Below are 16,985 nucleotides of genomic sequence, written 5' to 3' on the forward strand. Positions count from 1 at the left end.
GCATCGGGCCGGAATACCGGAGAACGACATGTCGCTGCTCACCCGCGCCAGCGTGCCGCTGGCCCTCGCCACAGTCTGCCTCTTCCTGGTGCAGGCCACCGATGCGGAGGCGCAGCGTCGCCGGCCCCGCCAGTCCGAAGGCACCGAGGTCACCGTCCAGAACCGGGGCCAGGGTGCGCTGAGCTTCCTCTATGTGGCGCCGGTCGGTGAAGGCGCCTGGGGCGAGGACCGGCTCGGCAGCGACACGGTCGCGCGCAACCGCAATTTCCGCTTCACCATCGAGGGCGAGCAGTGCCGCTTCGACGTGCGCGGCGTGTTCGAGAACGGCCGCGAGGAAACGCGCTTCGGCATCGACCTCTGCGCCCGGCCCGAGCTGGTGATGAACGGCCGCACCCAGACCACGGGCGCCGACCTGCAGCGACAGGGCCCGGTCGCGCTCTACCTGGTGCGCAACCGCTCCGGCAACACGATGCAGACGCTGAAGCTCGTCTCGGCCAATGGCGACGAGAGCGAGGACGTGCTGGGGTCGACGACGGTCGAGACCAACAGCCAGTATACCGGCCGCTTCGAGCGCAATGCCGGCTGCGTCTACGATCTCGTCGCGACCTTCGAGGGCTCGTCGGAGCGCACGCTGCGCCGCCGGGACCTCTGCGCCAATCGCGAGGTGGTCTTCGGCACCGGCGGGGATGATCCCGCCCCGCGCGCCGGAGCAGAGGAGCGCCGCAACGAGCCGGACGGCCAGCCGCCGCTCGCCGTCACCATCCAGAACCGCGGCGCGGTGGCGATCCAGTATCTCCACATCCGCCCGCGCGGCACCAACAACTGGGGCCCGGACCGCCTCGGCAGCGACACGGTCGAGGCCCGCGGCACGTTCCAGCTCTCGCTGCCCCGGCGCGGCTGCGACTATGACGTCAAGGTGCGCTTCAGCAACGATCGCGAGGAGGTGCGCAACGGCGTGAACCTCTGCACCACGCCGGAATTCGTGGTGGAAGGCCCGGCGCTGGCCCCCGGCCGCGGCGAGCGCAAGCAGACCGCCTCCGCCCGCCCGGCCCAGCCCGCCATCTCGCAGGTCGCCATCATCAACGAGGGCGACCGCCCCATCGAATCGCTGTTCATCTCCTCCTCGAAGATATCGAGCTGGGGCGAGGACCTCTTGGGCGCCGAGCGCATCCAGCCGGGCGCGCGCTACACCGCCCGCGTCGAGCGCGACGACCAGTGCAACTACGACCTGCGCATCGTCTATACCGGCGGGCGCGAGGAGCGGCGCATGCGGCAGAACCTCTGCCAGCGCCGCGAGGTCGCCTTCGGCGGCGCCAATGCCTTCCGCGTCGATGGCGGCGGGCCGGACAATGGCCGGCGCGTGGTCTTCACCAATAGCGGCCGCGGCGCGGTGCGCGAGGTCTACCTGACCCCGACCAACGACACCCACTGGGGCGACGACCGCCTCGGCTCGGAACTGCTGCCGCCGCGCTTCCGCCTGGAAATGCGCCTGCCCACCGAGGGCGGCTGCCGCTGGGACCTGAAGGTCGTCTACGAGGGCGGCCAGAACATGGAGAAGCGTGACCAGGACCTCTGCGCCACGCCCGAAATGGCCATCGGCCGCGCCGGCCGCACCGGCCAGGTCGTCTCCACCGGCACCGGCTTCTACATCAACGATGCCGGCTACATCCTGACCAACCACCACGTCATCGACGGCTGCGCGACGGTTGCCATCTCGCGGCCGGGCGGCGCCCGCATCCCGCTGCGCCTGATCGGTGCCGACGAGGGCGCGGACCTCGCCGTGCTCCGCCAGGAGAACACCACCTCGACGCCGCTGCGCCTGCGCACCGGTGCCGGCCCGGTGGTCCGCGGCGGCGAGCGCGTGGTGCTGGTGGGCTATCCCGCCCGCTCGCAGCTCGGCGGCGTCAACGTCACCGAGGGCATCGTCTCGGGCCTGCGCGGCGCGCTCGGCGACCAGAGCCGGTTCCAGTACACGGCGCCGACCCAGCCGGGCAATTCCGGCGGTCCGGTCCTCGACGGCTCGGGTTCGGTGGTCGGCGTGGTGGTCTCGCAGATCGACAAGATCTCCGGCGAGCGCACCGCCCAGAACATCAACTTCGGCATCAAGCTGGACCTCGTCCGCACCTTCCTCGCGGCCAACAATGTCCAGGCCGCCGAGGGCGAGTCGGGCGCCGCGCTGCCGACGCCGGACATCCTGCAGAACGCCGACCAGTCGGTGCTGCCGCTCGACTGCCTGGAGTGATCGAGGCTAGGGCGTCGCCGGCCTTCCGGCGACGCCATCGGCGCGACACAGGGCCCGCGCGGGACACCGCCGCGGGCCTTGCCGCGTCAGGACCGCTGATAGTTCAGCAGCCGTCGCGCCAGGACCACCGAGACCCAGGCGACGGCGGCGCCGACGATGCCGTCGAGGATCCAGTGGTGGTCGAGATAGACGCTCGCGACGCACATGGCCGCGGCATAGAAGATGTGGAGCGGCCAGGTGCGCCAGGTCGCGGCCCCGACCGCCGCGAAGAGGCCGATCATCGGGAAGGCGACGTGCATCGACGGCATGGCGCCGAAGACATTCGCGGCACGGCCGTAGAACTGCTTGAAATAGGTGATGCCGAGGAGCTCATCGACGCGCAGCAGGCCGGCGGGGCTGGCCGCTGCCTTGATGTTGACGATGCAGCCATCCATCCGGACGTACCAGGGCGGCGCAGCCGGATAGAGGATCCAGATGGTGAAGCCGATGGCATGGGCGATGGCTAAGGCCCAGAGATAGAGCCGCGCCCGCTCGCGATCGCGGACGAACAGGTAGAGCGCGTAGAGCGGCACCACATAGAGGAAGGCCGCATAGGGAATGGCGAAGACCACGTCCCAGAAGGGCGTGACGTGCTGCTGCAGCCAGTCGCCCGGCGTGACATTCGGCGCCACCGCGAAGAACTTGAGCTCCAGGTCACGCAGGTCGCAGGCATGGACGTCCGCGCCCGTCCTGACGAAGACCGGCAGGATGAAACGGATCGCGTCCGAGGCGATGGCGACGAGCACGCCGGGATAGAGGACGGCGGTAATGCGCTGGGTCGTCTGGTTGAACAGGCCAAGCACGATGACGAGCCCGGCGATCAGCGCATGTTCGGGGCGGAACATGCCGATCGGCACCATGGCCAGCGCATAGAGGACGGGCAGCAGCGGCGCGTACCACCAGCGGCCCCAGAGGTCGGTCAGGCGGGTCCAGGGATTGAGAGCCATGGGACGGGCGTCAGGCCAGGCCGTCGCGCCCGGTCGGCGCGTCGGGCAGGCCACGAACCTCGGGCTGGCGCGCGTCGATGACATTGCGGGCAACCCGCAGGGCATCGGCGGCGGCAAGAATGCTGAGCACGCCGACGAGGCCCACCCCGAAGAGGGTGAAGCCCGGCGAGAGGGGGCCGAGCAGCAGGGCGATGGCGATGAGCACCATGCGGTCGCCGCGGCGCATCCACAGCGGCGGCAGCTGGACCTTCAGGCCCTCGCAGCGGGCGCGGACATAGGAGACCGTATAGGCGGCGAGCAGGGTGAAGGCGGGCACCACCGCCATCCAGCCGGAGGTCGAGAAGAAGACGGTGAGGCCGAGCAGCGGCAGCGCGTCGGTGACGCGGTCGACGGTGGAATCGAGCAGGGCGCCATAGCGGCTGACCGTGCCGGTCGAGCGGGCGAGCGGCCCGTCGAGCATGTCGAACAGGCCGGAGAGCAGCAGGAAGACCGCCGACCAGGCCAGCGCGCCATAGGCGGCGCAGACGGCCGAGGCGAGGGCCGGCGTCAAGGACAGCAGGGTCAGGGTGTTCGGCGTCACGCCGGTGCGCGCCAGGACGGCCGCGACACGGCCGAGGGCGCCGGCAAAGGCCGCGCTGCGCGCCACATCCTGCAGGGAGGCGCCCTTTTCGAGGCTCGCAAGAACGCGCGAGACCCAGCTCTCCGACATCAACCCGGCTCCCCGTTTGCAGCCAGCGGTGCTAATGAGCGCGTCCTCAAGACCCAAACCGAGCCAAGGTCAAGATGCTGCCACCCTGCCGGACGATCTGACCGATGGCCATGATGATCCGCAACGCGCTCATGCGCTTTCGACGCATGACGCCGGCAAGGCTCTATCAGGATCACGCCCGCGCACGCAAATTGCTGCGCGGCGAGGCGCCCTCCCCGGGGCCGGTCATCGCCCGTCCGGAGCGGCTGGTGGTGACGCTGACCACCGTTCCGGAGCGCATGGACCGGCTCACTCCCGTGCTCCACAGCCTCATCGACCAGACCGTGCCCGCCGACCGCATCGTGCTGGCGCGGCCGGAGGTGTCGCGGCGCTCGGGCAAGCCCTATCCGCAGCTTCATCCCGCTGTCCCCGGCGTCGACGTCATCGCCGCGACCGACGAGGGACCTGCGACGAAGCTGCTCCCCGCCCTGCTGGCGGAGCCTGACGCCGCCATCCTGGTGGTGGATGACGACGTGATCTATCCGCGGGACTTCATCGCCCAGATGCTCGACTGGCACCGCCGCCTGCCGCAGGCCGCCATCGGCTGGCGCGGCTGGCGCATCGTGCCAGGCGTCCACCCGAAGAGCTTCCCGCATGTCTTCGCCACGGCGCTGAAGGAGCCGGAGCCGGTGGACATCCTCCTGGGCACCTGGGGCTATCTCGTGCCGCCCGCGGCGCTCGATGCCGCCGTCCACGACTTCACCGGCTATCCGCCCGGCGTGCGATTTGTCGACGATGTCTGGTTCGCGGGGCACCTTGCCCGCCGCGGCGTGCCGCGCCTCGTCATCCCCGGCCGGGGATTGCCCATCGAAACCGAGGCCTCCAACCTCGCGGCGCTGACCTTCGGGCCGAACAGCTCCGGCACCAACGACCTCGAGGCCATCGCGGCCTTCAAGGCGTGGTGGTGAGGCGAGGACCCCTCCCCTAACCCTTATCCCCTCCCCCTTCCCGGCGAAATGCTCTAAGGAGCGCGGCCATGGCCGCTGCCCTCCCCACCCTGCGCGTCGCGCTCACCGTCGACATGGAGCCGGACTGCCCGCCCTTCCTGTGGACGTGGCGTGGCGTCACCGAGGGCGCGCCGCGCCTCATCGACCTCTTCGCGCAGGAGCAGGTGCCGGTCACCTGGTTCACCACCGGCGACACCGCCCGGCTGCATCCCGCCTCGGTCACGTCCATCGTCGATGCCGGGCATGAGCTCGCCTGCCATGGCGTGACCCACCAGCGGTTCGACTGGATGTCGAAGGACAGCGCCCGCTGGGAGATCCAAGACTCGACGAAGCGGCTGCGCGATTTCGGCGAGATCACCTCGTTCCGGGCGCCCTACCTGCGCTTTCCCGGCCATTATCTCGACCTGCTGGCCGAACAGGGGTTCCGCCTCGATTCCTCGCAGGCCCGCTACAAGAAGGACGTTCCCGGCGAGGAAAACGCGCCGGGCCTAGTGCGCATCCCGGCTTCCATCACCTCCAGCGCGCTGCGCATCCCGAAGATCCTGCGCGAGTACTTCCTCGGCCGCCTGCCCGACCCGGTCGTGCTGTTCGTGCACCCCTGGGAGTTCGTCGACTTCCGCCAGTCGAACCTGCGCTATGACTGCCGCTTCCGCACGGGGCAGCCGGCTCTGGACGCGCTCGGCTCGGTCATCCGCTACTTCAAGGGGCGCGGCGCGACTTTCATGACCATGCGCGACCTCGGCGCGCAGATGGCGCCGGACCGGGCATGAGCGCGCCCGCAAGCCCGGGCGCGGGCGCCCCGTCGCGCCGCCTGTGGTGGATCCTCGGCTGGTGCGTCCTCGCCGCCATCACGGCCGTCGGCGCCTATGCCCTGCCCTGGGCGGATGTGCTGGCCGCGCTCGCCGCCGCCAAATGGCACTGGGCGATCTTCGCCATCGTGGTGAGCCTCGCCGGCTGGCCCTTCTGGATCCTGCAATGGCAGTTGCTGGCCCCGAAGGCGCTGCGGCCGAGCTTCGGGCGGATGGCGCAGGTGACCGCGCTGAGCGGGGCAGCCAATACCTCGCTGCCGATGACCGGCGTCGTCGCCGCGGTCGGCTTCCTCATCGTGCGCGGACGGCTGCCGGCCTCCGCCGCGGCCTCCGTCTATGCCGGCGACCAGCTCGTCACCGGCATCGCCAAGGTCGGAACGCTGGCGCTCGCATCGCTGCTGGTGCCGGCGCCCGACTGGATCCGCTCGGGGCTCCTCGGCCTTGCCGGTGTCGTCGCCGTCTTCACCGTGGCGCTGCTCGTCATCGCCCATGGCGGAGCCTGGGTCCGCGCCTTTGCCGCACAGCGCGGCCCGCGGCTGTCGCAGGCCCTCGGGCATTTCGCCGATTTCGTCGACCATCTCGAGCCGATGCGCCATCCGGGCCTCGGCCTCGCCGTGGTGGTGCTCGCCTTCGCCAAGTCGGGCATGGAGGTGCTGATGGTGATGACCGTGCAGGTCGCGGTCGGCATCCCGCCCTCGCTGCCGGCGGCGGTGCTGGTGGTGGCGGCCCTCGACCTTGCCACCATGGCGCCGGTCTCGCCCGGCCATCTCGGCGTCTTCGAGGCGACGGTGATCCTCTGCTACCAGTATCTCGGTGTGCCGCTGCCCCTGGCGACCGCCGCGGCGCTCGTCCAGCACGGCGTCGTCTTCCTCGCCTCGCTGGTCAGCCTTGCCTATCTCGGCTGGGCCCTGCCGCGTGACGAGCGCGGCGAACGGCGGCTCGACAGCCCTTAAGCGACCGCGGCCATGGCCGCCCGGTATTCGTCCTCGTAGCGCGGCGCGACATCCGCCCAGTCGACGCCGGCCGGGGGCGTGATCGACGCCCGCACCAGCGACTGCCGCAGATCCGGCTCCACCACCAGCCGGCGGATGGCGGCGGCGAGGGCCGCGTCGTCCTCGACCAGCAGCGCGTCATGGCCCTCGACGAGGAAGTCGCGCGCGCCGGACTGCGCCATGGTGACGACCGGCAGGCCGGCCGCGCGAGCCTCCAGCGCGGCGATGCCGAAGGCCTCAAGCCGCGAGGCCAGCAGGAACAGGTCCGCGGCGTGGAGCCGGTCGCGAATCGCATCGCGCTCCTCGCGACCGGCGAGGATGATGCGGTCCGCCATCCCCGCCCGGGCGATGATGCCGGCAATGGCGCGGCGCTCGTCGCCGTCGCCGACGATGGTGAGCCGCGCCGCCGTGGGCGGCAGGTCCTTCACCGCCTCGGCGAAGGCGCGCACCAGCCAGCGCGCGCGCTTGCGCTTCTGCAGGCGCGTCACGGAGACGAATTCGACGGTGTCGCGGATCGGGCGGTCATCGGCGGGCCGACGCCACCAGGCGAGATCGATGCCGTTAGGGATGGCCGCAACAACGCGGTCCTTGAGCAGCGGCCGGAGTGCCGCGCCGGCCACGGTCGAGACTGCGGTGAAGCGCACCGCCGAGCGGGCATAGCCATGCAGCGCGTCGAGCAGAAGCAACGGCAGGTCGTAGTATTTCAGCACGGAGTGGAAGGTCGCGACCGCCGGAATGCGGCGGCGGATGCAGTGCTGGACCGCATGGTGGGCGATGGGGGCGACATTGCCGCAATGGACATGGACGACGTCGTAGCCGCCGCCGTCGATGGCCGCGCGCAGGGCGGCGAAGACGTCGGGCGTCACGGCGATGCCGAATCCGGGCAGGCGGAAGCCGGGCAGGCGCTCGACGGGGATGCCGTCCACCTCCGGTTCGCCGGGCACGCCGCAGATCACCCGGACCTCGTGGCCCCGCGCCATCAGCGCCAGGGCGAGGTCGCGCATCTGCAATTCGATGCCGCCGAGGCGGGGCACGAACCAGTCGCTGACGAGGGCAATCTTCACGGCAGTCCTTTCGCGCGAACCGGGGGTCCGCGGCGGTCACGCATAGCCGCGTTCGCGGAACCATGTCCACGCATCGCGGATGGCCTCTTCCGCCGGCCGTGGCCGGTAGCCGATCTCGGCCATGGCGCGGGCGCTGGTGAAGTGATGCGGGCGGCAGGCCGCATCCGCGGCGGCGGAATTGACCACCGGCTCGCGGCCGGTGAGCGCCGCCATCGCATCGCCGGCAAGGCCCGCCATGCGCACGAGAGGCTCCGGCGCGGTCACGACATGGGGGTTGCGACCGGCGACCCGCCGCATCAGGCGGCAGGCCTCGGCATAGGTCATCGCCTCGCCGGAGAGGATGTAGCGGTCGGAGGGCGGGCGCGCCGGGGCGCAGGCGAGATCGAGGAGCGTCGCGGCGACGGCGCCGGCATGGCAGAAGTCGTTGCCGCCGGGCGGGGCGATGCCGAAGGGGCCGCGCACCGCCGCCAGCAGCATCCGGCCGGAGGACGGTTTCCAGTCCCAGGGGCCGATGAGATAGGCCGGATGAACGATGACGGCGTCGAGCCCCAGCGCCATTTCGGCGGCGACCACGGCCTCGGCGCGGCGCTTGGAAGCGGCATAAGTGGTATCACGGGCACGCTCCGTCGGAGCGGCCTCATCGCCCGGATCGTCGGGGGTGCCCCAGCGCAGCGTATCGACTGTCGATACGAAGACGAGCCTTTGTCCACCGGTCCGGCAGGCCCTCGCCAGCCGCTCGGTGGCCAGCACATTGTCGCGCTCGAACGCCGCGCCATCGCCGCGGCCGATGCCGACACGGGCGGCGCAATGGATCACCGCCGAGACATTTTCCAGCACTCTTTCAATATCTTGCGTGGCGATATCGGCAATGATGGGGTCGCCGGAAAGGCCTTCGAGCGCGGCGAGAGAGGCCGCGCTCCTCACCCAAGCGCGGGCGGGGAGATCACGCGCCGTCGCGGCGCGCAACACGCTGTTACCAAGGAGACCGGCCGCGCCGGTGACGAGGAGCACGGCAGGACTTCAAATGACGAGACAATGAAGTATAAGGGGCGCCGCGCAGCCGGCGACATTCGGCCACAGCGCCTGGAGATGTTTCGTGTCACGGTCTGCCATTCGTGTTGCCATCGTCGGTGTCGGCAATTGCGCCGCGTCCTTCGTCCAGGGTCTGCACTACTACAAGGACGCCAAGCCGGGTGAGTCGATCCCGGGCCTCATGAATGTCGAGGTCGGCCCCTACCATATCCGCGACGTCGAGATCGTCGCCGCCTTCGATATTGACGGGCGCAAGGTCGGCCAGGACGTGGCCGATGCGATCCTCTCGAAGCCGAACAACACGATCCAGTTCGCCAAGGTGCCGCCCACCGGCGTGACGGTTCAGCGCGGCCCGACCCTCGACGGCATCGGCAAGCACCTCGTCGGCGTCGTCACCGAATCGAAGGCCGAGCCGGTCGACGTCACCGCGGTGCTGAAGGCGGCCCGCGCCGAGGTCATCATCTGCTACCTGCCGGTGGGCTCGCAGAAGGCCTGCGAGTTCTACGCCGAGCGCGCGCTGGAGGCCGGCTGCGGCTTCATCAACTGCGTGCCGGTCTTCATCGCCTCGAACCCGGAATGGGCGAAGCGCTTCACCGACAAGGGCCTGCCCATCGTCGGCGACGACATCAAGAGCCAGGTCGGCGCCACCATCGTTCATCGCGTCCTCGCCCGCCTCTACGAGGACCGCGGCGTGAAGATCGACCGGACCTACCAGCTCAATTTCGGCGGCAACACCGACTTCCTCAACATGCTGGAGCGCGAGCGCCTGACGTCGAAGAAGAAGTCGAAGACCCAGGCCGTCTCCAGCCAGATCGACGTGCCGATCGCCGCCGAGAACATCCATATCGGGCCGAGCGACTTCGTGCCGTTCCTCGACGACCGCAAGATGGCCTATATCCGCCTTGAGGGCACCGGCTTCGGCGGCGTGCCGCTGAACATGGAGCTCAAGCTTGAGGTCTGGGACAGCCCCAACTCCGCCGGCGTGGTGATCGACGCCGTGCGCTGTTGCCGACTCGCCCTCGACCGCAAGGTCGGCGGCCCCATCGGCGGCCCGTCGAGCTACTTCATGAAGTCGCCGCCCAAGCAGTACACCGACCTGGAAGCGCGCGACCGGACCATCGCCTTCATCGAGGGGCGCGGCTGATCGCCCCCGGCGGTTCAGCCCCGGCCCGACCGGAGACCGGGACACCCGGCCCATGCTGATCGCCCGCCGCCTCGCCAAGGCGCATATGGGACGGCCGACGGTGCGCGGCGTCGACCTCGCCTTGCGTCGCGGCGAGGTCGTCGGCCTGCTCGGGCCGAACGGCGCCGGCAAGACCACCACCTTCTCGATGATCGCGGGCATGCAGGTGCCCGATTCCGGCGTCGTCATGCTCGACGACAAGAACATCACGCGGCTGCCGCTGTTCATGCGCGCCCGGCTCGGCCTCGGCTACCTGCCGCAGGAGGCGTCGATCTTCCGCGGCGCCTCGGTCGAGGAGAACATCCTCATCGTGCTGGAATCGGTCATCGCCGAGCGGCGGGCGCTGAAGGCGCGGCTGGACGAGTTGCTCGACGAATTCGGCATCACCCATGTGCGCCGCTCCAAGGCCGGGGCGCTGTCGGGCGGCGAGCGCCGGCGGCTTGAAATCGCCCGCACCCTGGCAAGCGATCCCTCCTTCATCCTGCTCGACGAGCCCTTCGCCGGTGTCGACCCGATCGCCGTGACCGAGGTGCGCCTGCTGGTGCGCAAGCTCGCCGGACGCGGCATCGGCGTGCTCATCACCGACCACAATGTGCGGGAGACGCTGAGCCTCGTCGATCGCGCCTATATTCTCGACGGCGGGCTCATCCTCGCCTCCGGTGCGGTGGATCGCATCGTCGCCGACCCGCGGGTGCGGGCCGTGTATCTCGGTGCCGATTTCGTGCTCTGATCCCGTGTTCCCGGCGCAACAGGCGCCTGCGATCACGAGGCCGGCGCGAGTTCACCATGCCCGCGCAACAGTTGCGCCGCGATTGCGACAAGCTTCGTTAATCATGTTGCTTTACGTTTCGATCCTCAACGAGGTTCCGCGTGATGCAACTCTTCGATGGACTTGGCGTCGCCGTGGCGCTCGCCTGCGGCCTTCTGGCGATGCGGGTCATTGCGGGAGCCTGACCCTTCGTCAGAACCCGCCCCAGACCACCACACCCGTCACCAGCGCCGCCGCGTAGATCGCCGCGACCGCATCGTCCAGCATGATGCCGAGCCCGCCTGCGACCTGGCGGTCGATGAGGCCGATGGGCCAGGGCTTCACGATATCGAAGAAGCGGAAGGCGACGAAGCCGGCGGCGAGCGCCGACCAGCCCGCAGGCGTCAGCACCACCACAGCCGCCATCGCCCAGGTCTCGTCATAGACGATGGCGCCGTGGTCATGGACGCCGGCGCGCTGCGCGGTGAGACCGCAGGCCCAGACGCCGAGGACGAAGCCGAGGGCGACGAGGACCAGGGCGGCCGGCAACGGCAGCTGCTGCAGCGCGATGCCGAGCGGCAGGCCGGCCAGGGCCCCGAAGGTCCCCGGCGCCACCGGCGCAAGGCCGGCGCCGCCGACCAGCGCGATGAGGCTCGCCGGATGGCCCCTCATGAAGGCGCCATCGACGGCCACGCCGCCCTCGTCCTCACCCGCCGCCATCAGGCCGTTTCCGCCGGCACGGGATCAGCATAGACGCGGTAGCGCTTGGAGATGGTGCCGCCGGCGCTCTCGATGATGCGGCGCATGCGGGTGTTGTCGTCGAGGATCCAGCTCATCTCGATGTCGCCGCGGATCGGATTGGCGGCGATCAGGCTGGCAATGGCGACGATGGGCAGGCTGGCGCCGAGCAGCGTGTCGCGCAGGTCCGCCCGCACCCCCAGCAGCGTGACGCGGCCGGAGGCGAAGTCATGGGTGAAGATGCGCCAGAGCAGCCGCGCCCAGTTGAACGGCAGGAGCTTGCCGCCGAAGCCACGCACCAGTTCGAGGGCGTTGGGCATGGCGAAGGTGAAGGCGGCCGGCTTGCCCTCCACCTCCAGGAAGACGGCATAGGTGGGCTTGAGGATCGGCCAGATGATCTTCAGCAGCGCCGCGAGTTCGGCGGAGGCGATGGGGATGAAGCCCCAATTGTCCTTCCACGAGGCGTTGAACAGGTCGGTCATGATGACCGCCTCGCGGTCGAGGTTCTTCATGTCGAGGTGGCGCACCGTGACGCGGCTCTGCTTGGCGAGCCGGGCGACGCGCGTGCCCGTCCATTGCGCCCCGATTTCGGCGGAGACCGAATAGGCGAGGAAGTCCTTGATGGGAACGAGGCCCGCCGCCTCGACGAGGGCGCCGAGATAAGGCGGATGCCAGGGCATCAGCACCATCTCGCCCTGGGCCTGGCCCTCGATCTGGGTGCCAACCTCCTCGTTGATGGAGAAGCTGAACGGGCCTTCCAGGCGATGCCGGCCGCGGGCGGCGTGCCAGGCGCGGGCGGCGGCGATGAGGGCGGCGACGACCGCCGGATCATCGACCGCGTCGAGGCAGCCGAAATGGCCGATATGGGCGCGGTCGGGCGGGGTCAGCCGGTCGAACTGGGCGGAAATGCGCCCGAGCGGCCGGCCGGCCTCGTCGGAGGCGATGAAAAAGGCCGCCTCGCCATGGGTGAAGAAGGGGGCGTAGCGCGGATCCAGCAACTGCGCCCGCTCGAAATCGAGCGGGGGCTGAAATCCGGGCATGCCCGCATAGAGTTGTCGCGGGATGCGGATGAACCGTCTAAAATCCCGCCGTGACCTTGCTTCAGCGATCTGCAACCGACTTCGTCCCTTCAGGGCGCCCGAGCCTACCGCCTCTCAGCCTGCGCGTCGGTCCCGTTCTCTACACGGCCGACCCCCGTCAGGCCAGCCGGGGACCTTACGTGTGAACACGGTCTGGGCCCTCCGCCGCCGGCTCGTCTCGCATCTCGATCTCGGCAGCCGCAGCCGCCGGTTTCCGAGCCAGCAGGCGCGGCGAATCCGTCGCGACGTGGCGCTGCAGGTGGCGCTGGTGCTGCTGCTCATCGAGAGCATCTTCGTCGCCGAGCAGCTGATTTCCGGCCTCCTGGAGGAGGTGCTTAAGATTCGCGCCTCGCTCGGCCAGACGCTGGCAATGATGGCGGCGATGCTGCCGCAGGTCTTCGAACTCGCCCTGCCCACCGCCATCCTCATCGCCGTCTATCGCGTCTCGCTCGGCCTGCGCGAGGACCGCGAGTTCCTGATGCTGTCGAGCCTCGGCATCCCGCCGCACGGCCTCATCAGGCTGGTCATCCGCATCGGCCTGGTGGCGCAGATCGCCGCCCTGCTGGTGGGCGGGATCCTCGACCCGCTGTCGCGCTATGCCTTCCGCCTCGTGATGTTCTCGGCGCAGTACCACTCGCTGACCGGCGGCACCGTCACGGCCAACCGGCTGTTCGAGACGCGGGTCGGCACGGTGGTGGTGGCGCCGCGGTCGGACGGGGCGCCGACGCCGCGGCTCTTCGTGCGGCAGCCCAATCCGGACGGCACCGAGCGGGTGGTGGTGGCCAATGGCACGCGGCTCATCGGACCCGATCTCGAGGGGCGCGTGGCGCTCCACCTCTATGATTTCGCCGTGGATGACTTCCCCGCCCCGCCTCCCGGGGGCGCGACGATGACCGGCGCGCGCGTGCCGGTCGCTCCTGTCTCCTCGCTGCGCGGATCCTCCACCCAGCAAAGCCTCATCCTCGACGATGTCGTGCCGTTCGATCCGCGCGGCCGCAACATTGCCGAGCTCACCCTGCCCGAACTGGCTGCCGGGGCGGTGGAGCGCACGGGCGAGCGGCTCGAACTTGCCAAGCGCATCGGCCGCAGCTTGCTCTGTCTGCTGGCGCCGCTCATCGCCCTGCTGGCCCTGTCCTTCACCACGCGGGCGAACCAGGCCTTCGTGCTGCCCCTGGCCTGCGCCGGGCTGATGGCGACGGAGATCGCCGGCACCTCGGTGCTGGCCGGCGTGCTGTCGGCCGGCCTCGTGCCGGTGCTGGCGCTGGTGATCGGCGGCGGCATCGTGATCGGCGCGGGCCTGATCCTCGCCGTGGCGCTGCGCTCCTCCGCCGTGGCGCGACCGGGGCTCGGCCGGTCGTGACGGATTTCCTCGCCTCGCCGCGCCCAACGGGACGGGACCGCCGCTTCGGCCTCGTGGCCTTCGGCACCTATACCCGCATCCTCACGGCCGCCCATGCGAGCCATGTCGGAACGGTGATGGCGGCGCTGCTGGTGATGGCGCTGACCCTCGACCTCGCGCCGCGGGCCGAGCGCATCGCCGCCTCGGCGGGGCCGGCCGGGCCGCTGGGCGTGACCCTGCACATGCTGTGGTACCTGCTGCTGCGGACCTGCGACGTGCTGGGCAACCTTTTGCCCCTCGGCTGCTTCATGGGGCTCTACTGGTCGGAAATCACGCTGACCCAGTCGCGCGAGCGCATCGTCATCGCCAATGGCGGCCGCTCGCCGCTGCAGTCGCTGATGCCGATCATCGTGCTCGGCTGCGCCTTCGGAGCCCTGCAGGTGACGGCGCTGATGGTGCTGCGCCCGACCGCCGTGGCGCTGCAGATCCAGCAGAGCCTCGGCAGCTATGGGGATCGGTTCGACCGCCGCCTGAACGACCAGCGGCGCTGGATCATCCTGCCCTCGCACCTCGTGCAGGCGCGGATCGACTTCCGCAACGCCCGCCTGGTCGACGTGCAGGTCTTCGAGCTCTCCGAGGGCGGCCGCATGACGGGCCGGATCGCCGCAAGTTCCGCCTCGCCCGGTCGCGAAGCCGGCACCTGGATCTTCCGGGACGGCAGCCGCTGGACCGCGCCGCCGCCCGACAGCCCGGCCGCAACCACCGGAACGGGGCAAGGCCGGCGGTTCGCGGAGGAGCCGGTGCAGCTGCCGCTCGACCCGCTCTACCTCGCCAATCTCGGCATTGACGCGCGCTACCTGCCCCAGGGAACCCTGGCGGCGCTGGCCGAACGCGCGCCGCGCAGCGAGCCCTCCTATCGCGCCTGGTGGCATGTGCGCATCGCCCAGGCGATCCTGCCGCTGGCGATGATGCTGATCGCCTCGGCGCTGGCCTCGACGCTCGTCGCCCAGCGCACTGCCTTCACGCCGATGATCCTCATCGGCCTGTCCGGCTATTTCCTCTATGTGAGCAACAACGTGGTGGTCTGGCTGGGCGAGTATGGCCAGTTGCATCCGCTGGTGGCGGCGTGGTTGATGCCGCTTGCCATGATCGTCGTGGCCGCTGGCCTGTTCTGGCGCATCGAGACCGCCGGTCGAGGCTGACCGGGTGCCGCAACGGAGCCGCCGTGATCCCCCTCGTCCTGCACCAGACCTGGAAGAGCGCGGAGCTGCCCGCGGACCTTGCCGCCTACCAGCAGAGCTTCCGCGCGCAGAACCCCGGCCTTGACCTGCGCTTCTATGACGATGCGGCCATGGACGGCTTCGTCGCCGAGCGGTTCCCCGAGCATCGCGCGCTCTACGACAGCTTCCGCTTTCCCGTGCAGAAGGCCGATTTCTTCCGCGTCCTCGTCGTCCTGGCCGAGGGCGGCATCTATGCCGACATGGACATGGAGTGCCTTGCGCCGCTGGCGCCGGTGCTCGCCACCGACAAGGCGCTGTTCGGCATCGAGGCGCGGGTCATGCCGATGCGCCAGCGCGAGCTCGGCTACGAGCAGCCCTACCAGATCGCGAACTGCATCTTCGCGGCGCCGGCCGGCCACCCGTTCCTCGCCGGTTTCGTCGCCGACATGGCAGCGCGCATCGCCGCGGCGCCGGTGGAGGATCGCAGCCGGATCGAGGACGCCACCGGCCCGCGCGCCCTTACCCGCTATTTCTACCGGGTGAAGCCGCGCGACGTCGCCGTTCTCCACCAGGTGATCTGGGTGCCGCCGGACCTCTATGCCGACCGGGCCTGGCTCGCCTCACGCATCCTCTGCCGGCATCATTTCCGCGGCAGCTGGAAAAGCGGCGAGGAACCGACCTTCTGGCGCCGGCTGGTCGAGCGCAACCGCCTGCCGCCGCCCTTCCCGCGCAGCCTGCACCGCGATTTCGGCTGGGGCGCCTGAGCGCTCACATGTCGAGGCGAACGCGTTCGCGCACGGCCTCGTTGGTCGCCACGTCGAAGCCGTGGATGTCGACATAGTGGACCTTGGGGATGAAGCGCCCACGCTCCGCCATGGCATAGGCATAGACGACGCGAATCGTCCGCGGACCCGCCTGCAGGAGGGCGCGCGGCTTGCCGTCCGGCCCCACTTCGACGACCGCGTCACGCTGGCGATAGCCGGCGATCCGCGTGGAGAAGCGCCCCTCGGCCACCGGCTGGGTGCTGACGCCGAAGGCGAAGACGCGCTCGAAGAAGGAAATCTCGCGCCGGCGCCCCTCGTCGTCGTTGTAGCGGCGCCAGAACACCTCCACCGGCCGGGAGGGATCGAGGCTGCCGGCGGGGGTCTGGCGGGCGGCATAGACGAGGATGTTTTTGTCGATCGCCTGCTGGACGTAGAACAGCATGCCGCTGTCGTTCGGCACCGGCAGGTCCGGCCGCGCAACGATGAGCGACCGGGAGACGGTGACCTCGGACTGGCGGATGGAAATGGGCGGCAGCCGGTCCTGGGCCGCAGCGGAGGCGGCAGGCACGGCCAGCGCGGCCGTGAGGATGCCTCGACGCGATAGTGTCATACGCTCACCCCTGCAACGCAATCGGCAAGCCAAGCCCGGCTTTTGAGGCCACAGCAAGGCAACTGGGTGCTAGATAGGACGGCCGGAAGAGGTTAGGAAGGCGGTCGCGTGCCGCGCGTCATGCCGCCCGCCCCTGTCCATGGGGCTCCCAAGCGGAACCGGGTGGCATGCCCGGCATCGCGAAGACACAAGAAGGTTATGCAATGACCGACACCGCTTCCGCCTTCGGCGACGATCAGCTGACGCGTGACCTCGTCGAGGTCATCGCCAAGGAGGGCATGGTCGATCTGAACGGCGTCACGCCGGAGACGACGCTGGAATCGCTGAACATCGCCAGCGTCGACTACATGATGATCCTCGCGGCCATCGAGGAGAAGTTCGAGGTCTATGTGCCCATGGACGAGAGCCTGGCCCAGGTGAAGGATGTCGGCGGCCTCATCGCGGTGCTGAAGGACCACATCCAGAAGTCCAAGCAGGGTTGATC

General features: G+C 69.9%; 17 protein-coding genes. 10 read left to right on the top strand and 7 right to left on the bottom strand.

The genetic code is table 11. The annotated features are described in order from the left end of the window. Positions 1-28 precede the first annotated feature (28 nt). Positions 29-2,242 (top strand): S1 family peptidase, encoded by a 2,214-nt coding sequence (locus C8P69_RS05675; protein WP_108174888.1) that lies wholly within the window; start codon positions 29-31, stop codon positions 2,240-2,242. An 86-nt stretch (positions 2,243-2,328) separates the two neighbouring features. Here the strand turns inward: C8P69_RS05675 and C8P69_RS05680 are convergent, their stop codons facing one another. Both C8P69_RS05680 and C8P69_RS05685 read right to left on the bottom strand, forming a co-directional pair. Then, positions 2,329-3,228: a phosphatase PAP2 family protein gene (locus C8P69_RS05680; protein WP_170118132.1), complete on the bottom strand. Its 900-nt coding sequence runs from the start codon at positions 3,226-3,228 to the stop codon at positions 2,329-2,331. A gap of 10 nt (positions 3,229-3,238) precedes the next feature. Beyond that, complete coding sequence (locus C8P69_RS05685) at positions 3,239-3,937, bottom strand: CDP-alcohol phosphatidyltransferase family protein (RefSeq protein WP_108174890.1); 699 nt, start codon at positions 3,935-3,937, stop codon at positions 3,239-3,241. Between the two features lie 104 nt (positions 3,938-4,041). Between C8P69_RS05685 and C8P69_RS05690 the strand changes: the two genes are divergently transcribed. The 3 genes from C8P69_RS05690 to C8P69_RS05700 all read left to right on the top strand — a co-directional run bounded on the left by C8P69_RS05690 (position 4,042) and on the right by C8P69_RS05700 (position 6,685). Further along, a complete protein-coding gene (locus C8P69_RS05690; RefSeq protein WP_108174891.1) occupies positions 4,042-4,884 on the top strand; it encodes a hypothetical protein in 843 nt (280 codons plus the stop codon). A gap of 68 nt (positions 4,885-4,952) precedes the next feature. Further along, positions 4,953-5,693, top strand: a complete 741-nt coding sequence (locus C8P69_RS05695) for a polysaccharide deacetylase family protein (protein WP_108174892.1) — start codon at positions 4,953-4,955, stop codon at positions 5,691-5,693. Further along, the gene (locus tag C8P69_RS05700; RefSeq protein WP_108174893.1) at positions 5,690-6,685 is read left to right on the top strand and encodes a lysylphosphatidylglycerol synthase transmembrane domain-containing protein; all 996 of its coding nucleotides are present in this window, start codon (positions 5,690-5,692) and stop codon (positions 6,683-6,685) included. The genes C8P69_RS05695 and C8P69_RS05700 overlap by 4 nt, the downstream gene beginning before the upstream one ends. Here the strand turns inward: C8P69_RS05700 and C8P69_RS05705 are convergent. Both C8P69_RS05705 and C8P69_RS05710 read right to left on the bottom strand, forming a co-directional pair. Continuing rightward, the gene (locus C8P69_RS05705; protein ID WP_108174894.1) at positions 6,682-7,788 is read right to left on the bottom strand and encodes a glycosyltransferase family 4 protein; all 1,107 of its coding nucleotides are present in this window, start codon (positions 7,786-7,788) and stop codon (positions 6,682-6,684) included. The genes C8P69_RS05700 and C8P69_RS05705 overlap by 4 nt on opposite strands. Positions 7,789-7,824: 36 nt before the next feature. Continuing rightward, positions 7,825-8,799, bottom strand: coding sequence for an NAD-dependent epimerase/dehydratase family protein (locus C8P69_RS05710; RefSeq protein WP_108174895.1), 975 nt, complete (start codon positions 8,797-8,799; stop codon positions 7,825-7,827). Positions 8,800-8,884: 85 nt separating this feature from the next. On the opposite strand from C8P69_RS05710, the gene C8P69_RS05715 reads away from it, so the two are divergent. Together C8P69_RS05715 and lptB are read left to right on the top strand one after the other, a co-directional pair. After that, entirely contained in the window at positions 8,885-9,964 is a 1,080-nt protein-coding gene (locus C8P69_RS05715; protein WP_108174896.1) for an inositol-3-phosphate synthase, read from the top strand. Between the two features lie 52 nt (positions 9,965-10,016). Beyond that, positions 10,017-10,733, top strand: coding sequence for an LPS export ABC transporter ATP-binding protein (lptB, locus tag C8P69_RS05720; protein ID WP_108174897.1), 717 nt, complete (start codon positions 10,017-10,019; stop codon positions 10,731-10,733). A gap of 231 nt (positions 10,734-10,964) precedes the next feature. On the opposite strand, the gene C8P69_RS05725 is transcribed toward lptB, so the two are convergent. Next, a complete protein-coding gene (locus tag C8P69_RS05725) occupies positions 10,965-11,471 on the bottom strand; it encodes a phosphatidylglycerophosphatase A family protein (protein WP_108174898.1) in 507 nt (168 codons plus the stop codon). Beyond that, positions 11,471-12,529: a dATP pyrophosphohydrolase gene (locus tag C8P69_RS05730; protein ID WP_108174899.1), complete on the bottom strand. Its 1,059-nt coding sequence runs from the start codon at positions 12,527-12,529 to the stop codon at positions 11,471-11,473. The genes C8P69_RS05725 and C8P69_RS05730 overlap by 1 nt, the downstream gene beginning before the upstream one ends. A 181-nt stretch (positions 12,530-12,710) precedes the next feature. Here C8P69_RS05730 and C8P69_RS05735 point away from each other — a divergent pair, with 181 nt between their 5' ends. The 3 genes from C8P69_RS05735 to C8P69_RS05745 are packed head-to-tail and all read left to right on the top strand — an operon-like array spanning position 12,711 to position 15,891. Beyond that, the gene (locus C8P69_RS05735) at positions 12,711-13,928 is read left to right on the top strand and encodes an LptF/LptG family permease (protein ID WP_170118133.1); all 1,218 of its coding nucleotides are present in this window, start codon (positions 12,711-12,713) and stop codon (positions 13,926-13,928) included. Next, positions 13,925-15,109 carry an LptF/LptG family permease gene (locus C8P69_RS05740; protein WP_108174901.1) on the top strand — a complete coding sequence of 395 codons (1,185 nt, stop codon included), beginning with the start codon at positions 13,925-13,927 and terminating at the stop codon, positions 15,107-15,109. Before C8P69_RS05735 ends, C8P69_RS05740 begins: the two co-directional genes overlap by 4 nt. A gap of 23 nt (positions 15,110-15,132) precedes the next feature. Further along, complete coding sequence (locus C8P69_RS05745) at positions 15,133-15,891, top strand: glycosyltransferase family 32 protein (protein WP_108174902.1); 759 nt, start codon at positions 15,133-15,135, stop codon at positions 15,889-15,891. A 4-nt stretch (positions 15,892-15,895) separates the two neighbouring features. Here the strand turns inward: C8P69_RS05745 and C8P69_RS05750 are convergent, their stop codons facing one another. Beyond that, positions 15,896-16,501 (bottom strand): DUF4833 domain-containing protein, encoded by a 606-nt coding sequence (locus tag C8P69_RS05750; protein WP_108174903.1) that lies wholly within the window; start codon positions 16,499-16,501, stop codon positions 15,896-15,898. Positions 16,502-16,704: 203 nt separating this feature from the next. Between C8P69_RS05750 and C8P69_RS05755 the strand changes: the two genes are divergently transcribed. Then, complete coding sequence (locus C8P69_RS05755) at positions 16,705-16,983, top strand: acyl carrier protein (protein ID WP_108174904.1); 279 nt, start codon at positions 16,705-16,707, stop codon at positions 16,981-16,983. Positions 16,984-16,985 lie beyond the last annotated feature (2 nt).

Origin of the sequence: Phreatobacter oligotrophus, assembly GCF_003046185.1 — a bacterium.
Taxonomy (GTDB): domain Bacteria; phylum Pseudomonadota; class Alphaproteobacteria; order Rhizobiales; family Phreatobacteraceae; genus Phreatobacter; species Phreatobacter oligotrophus.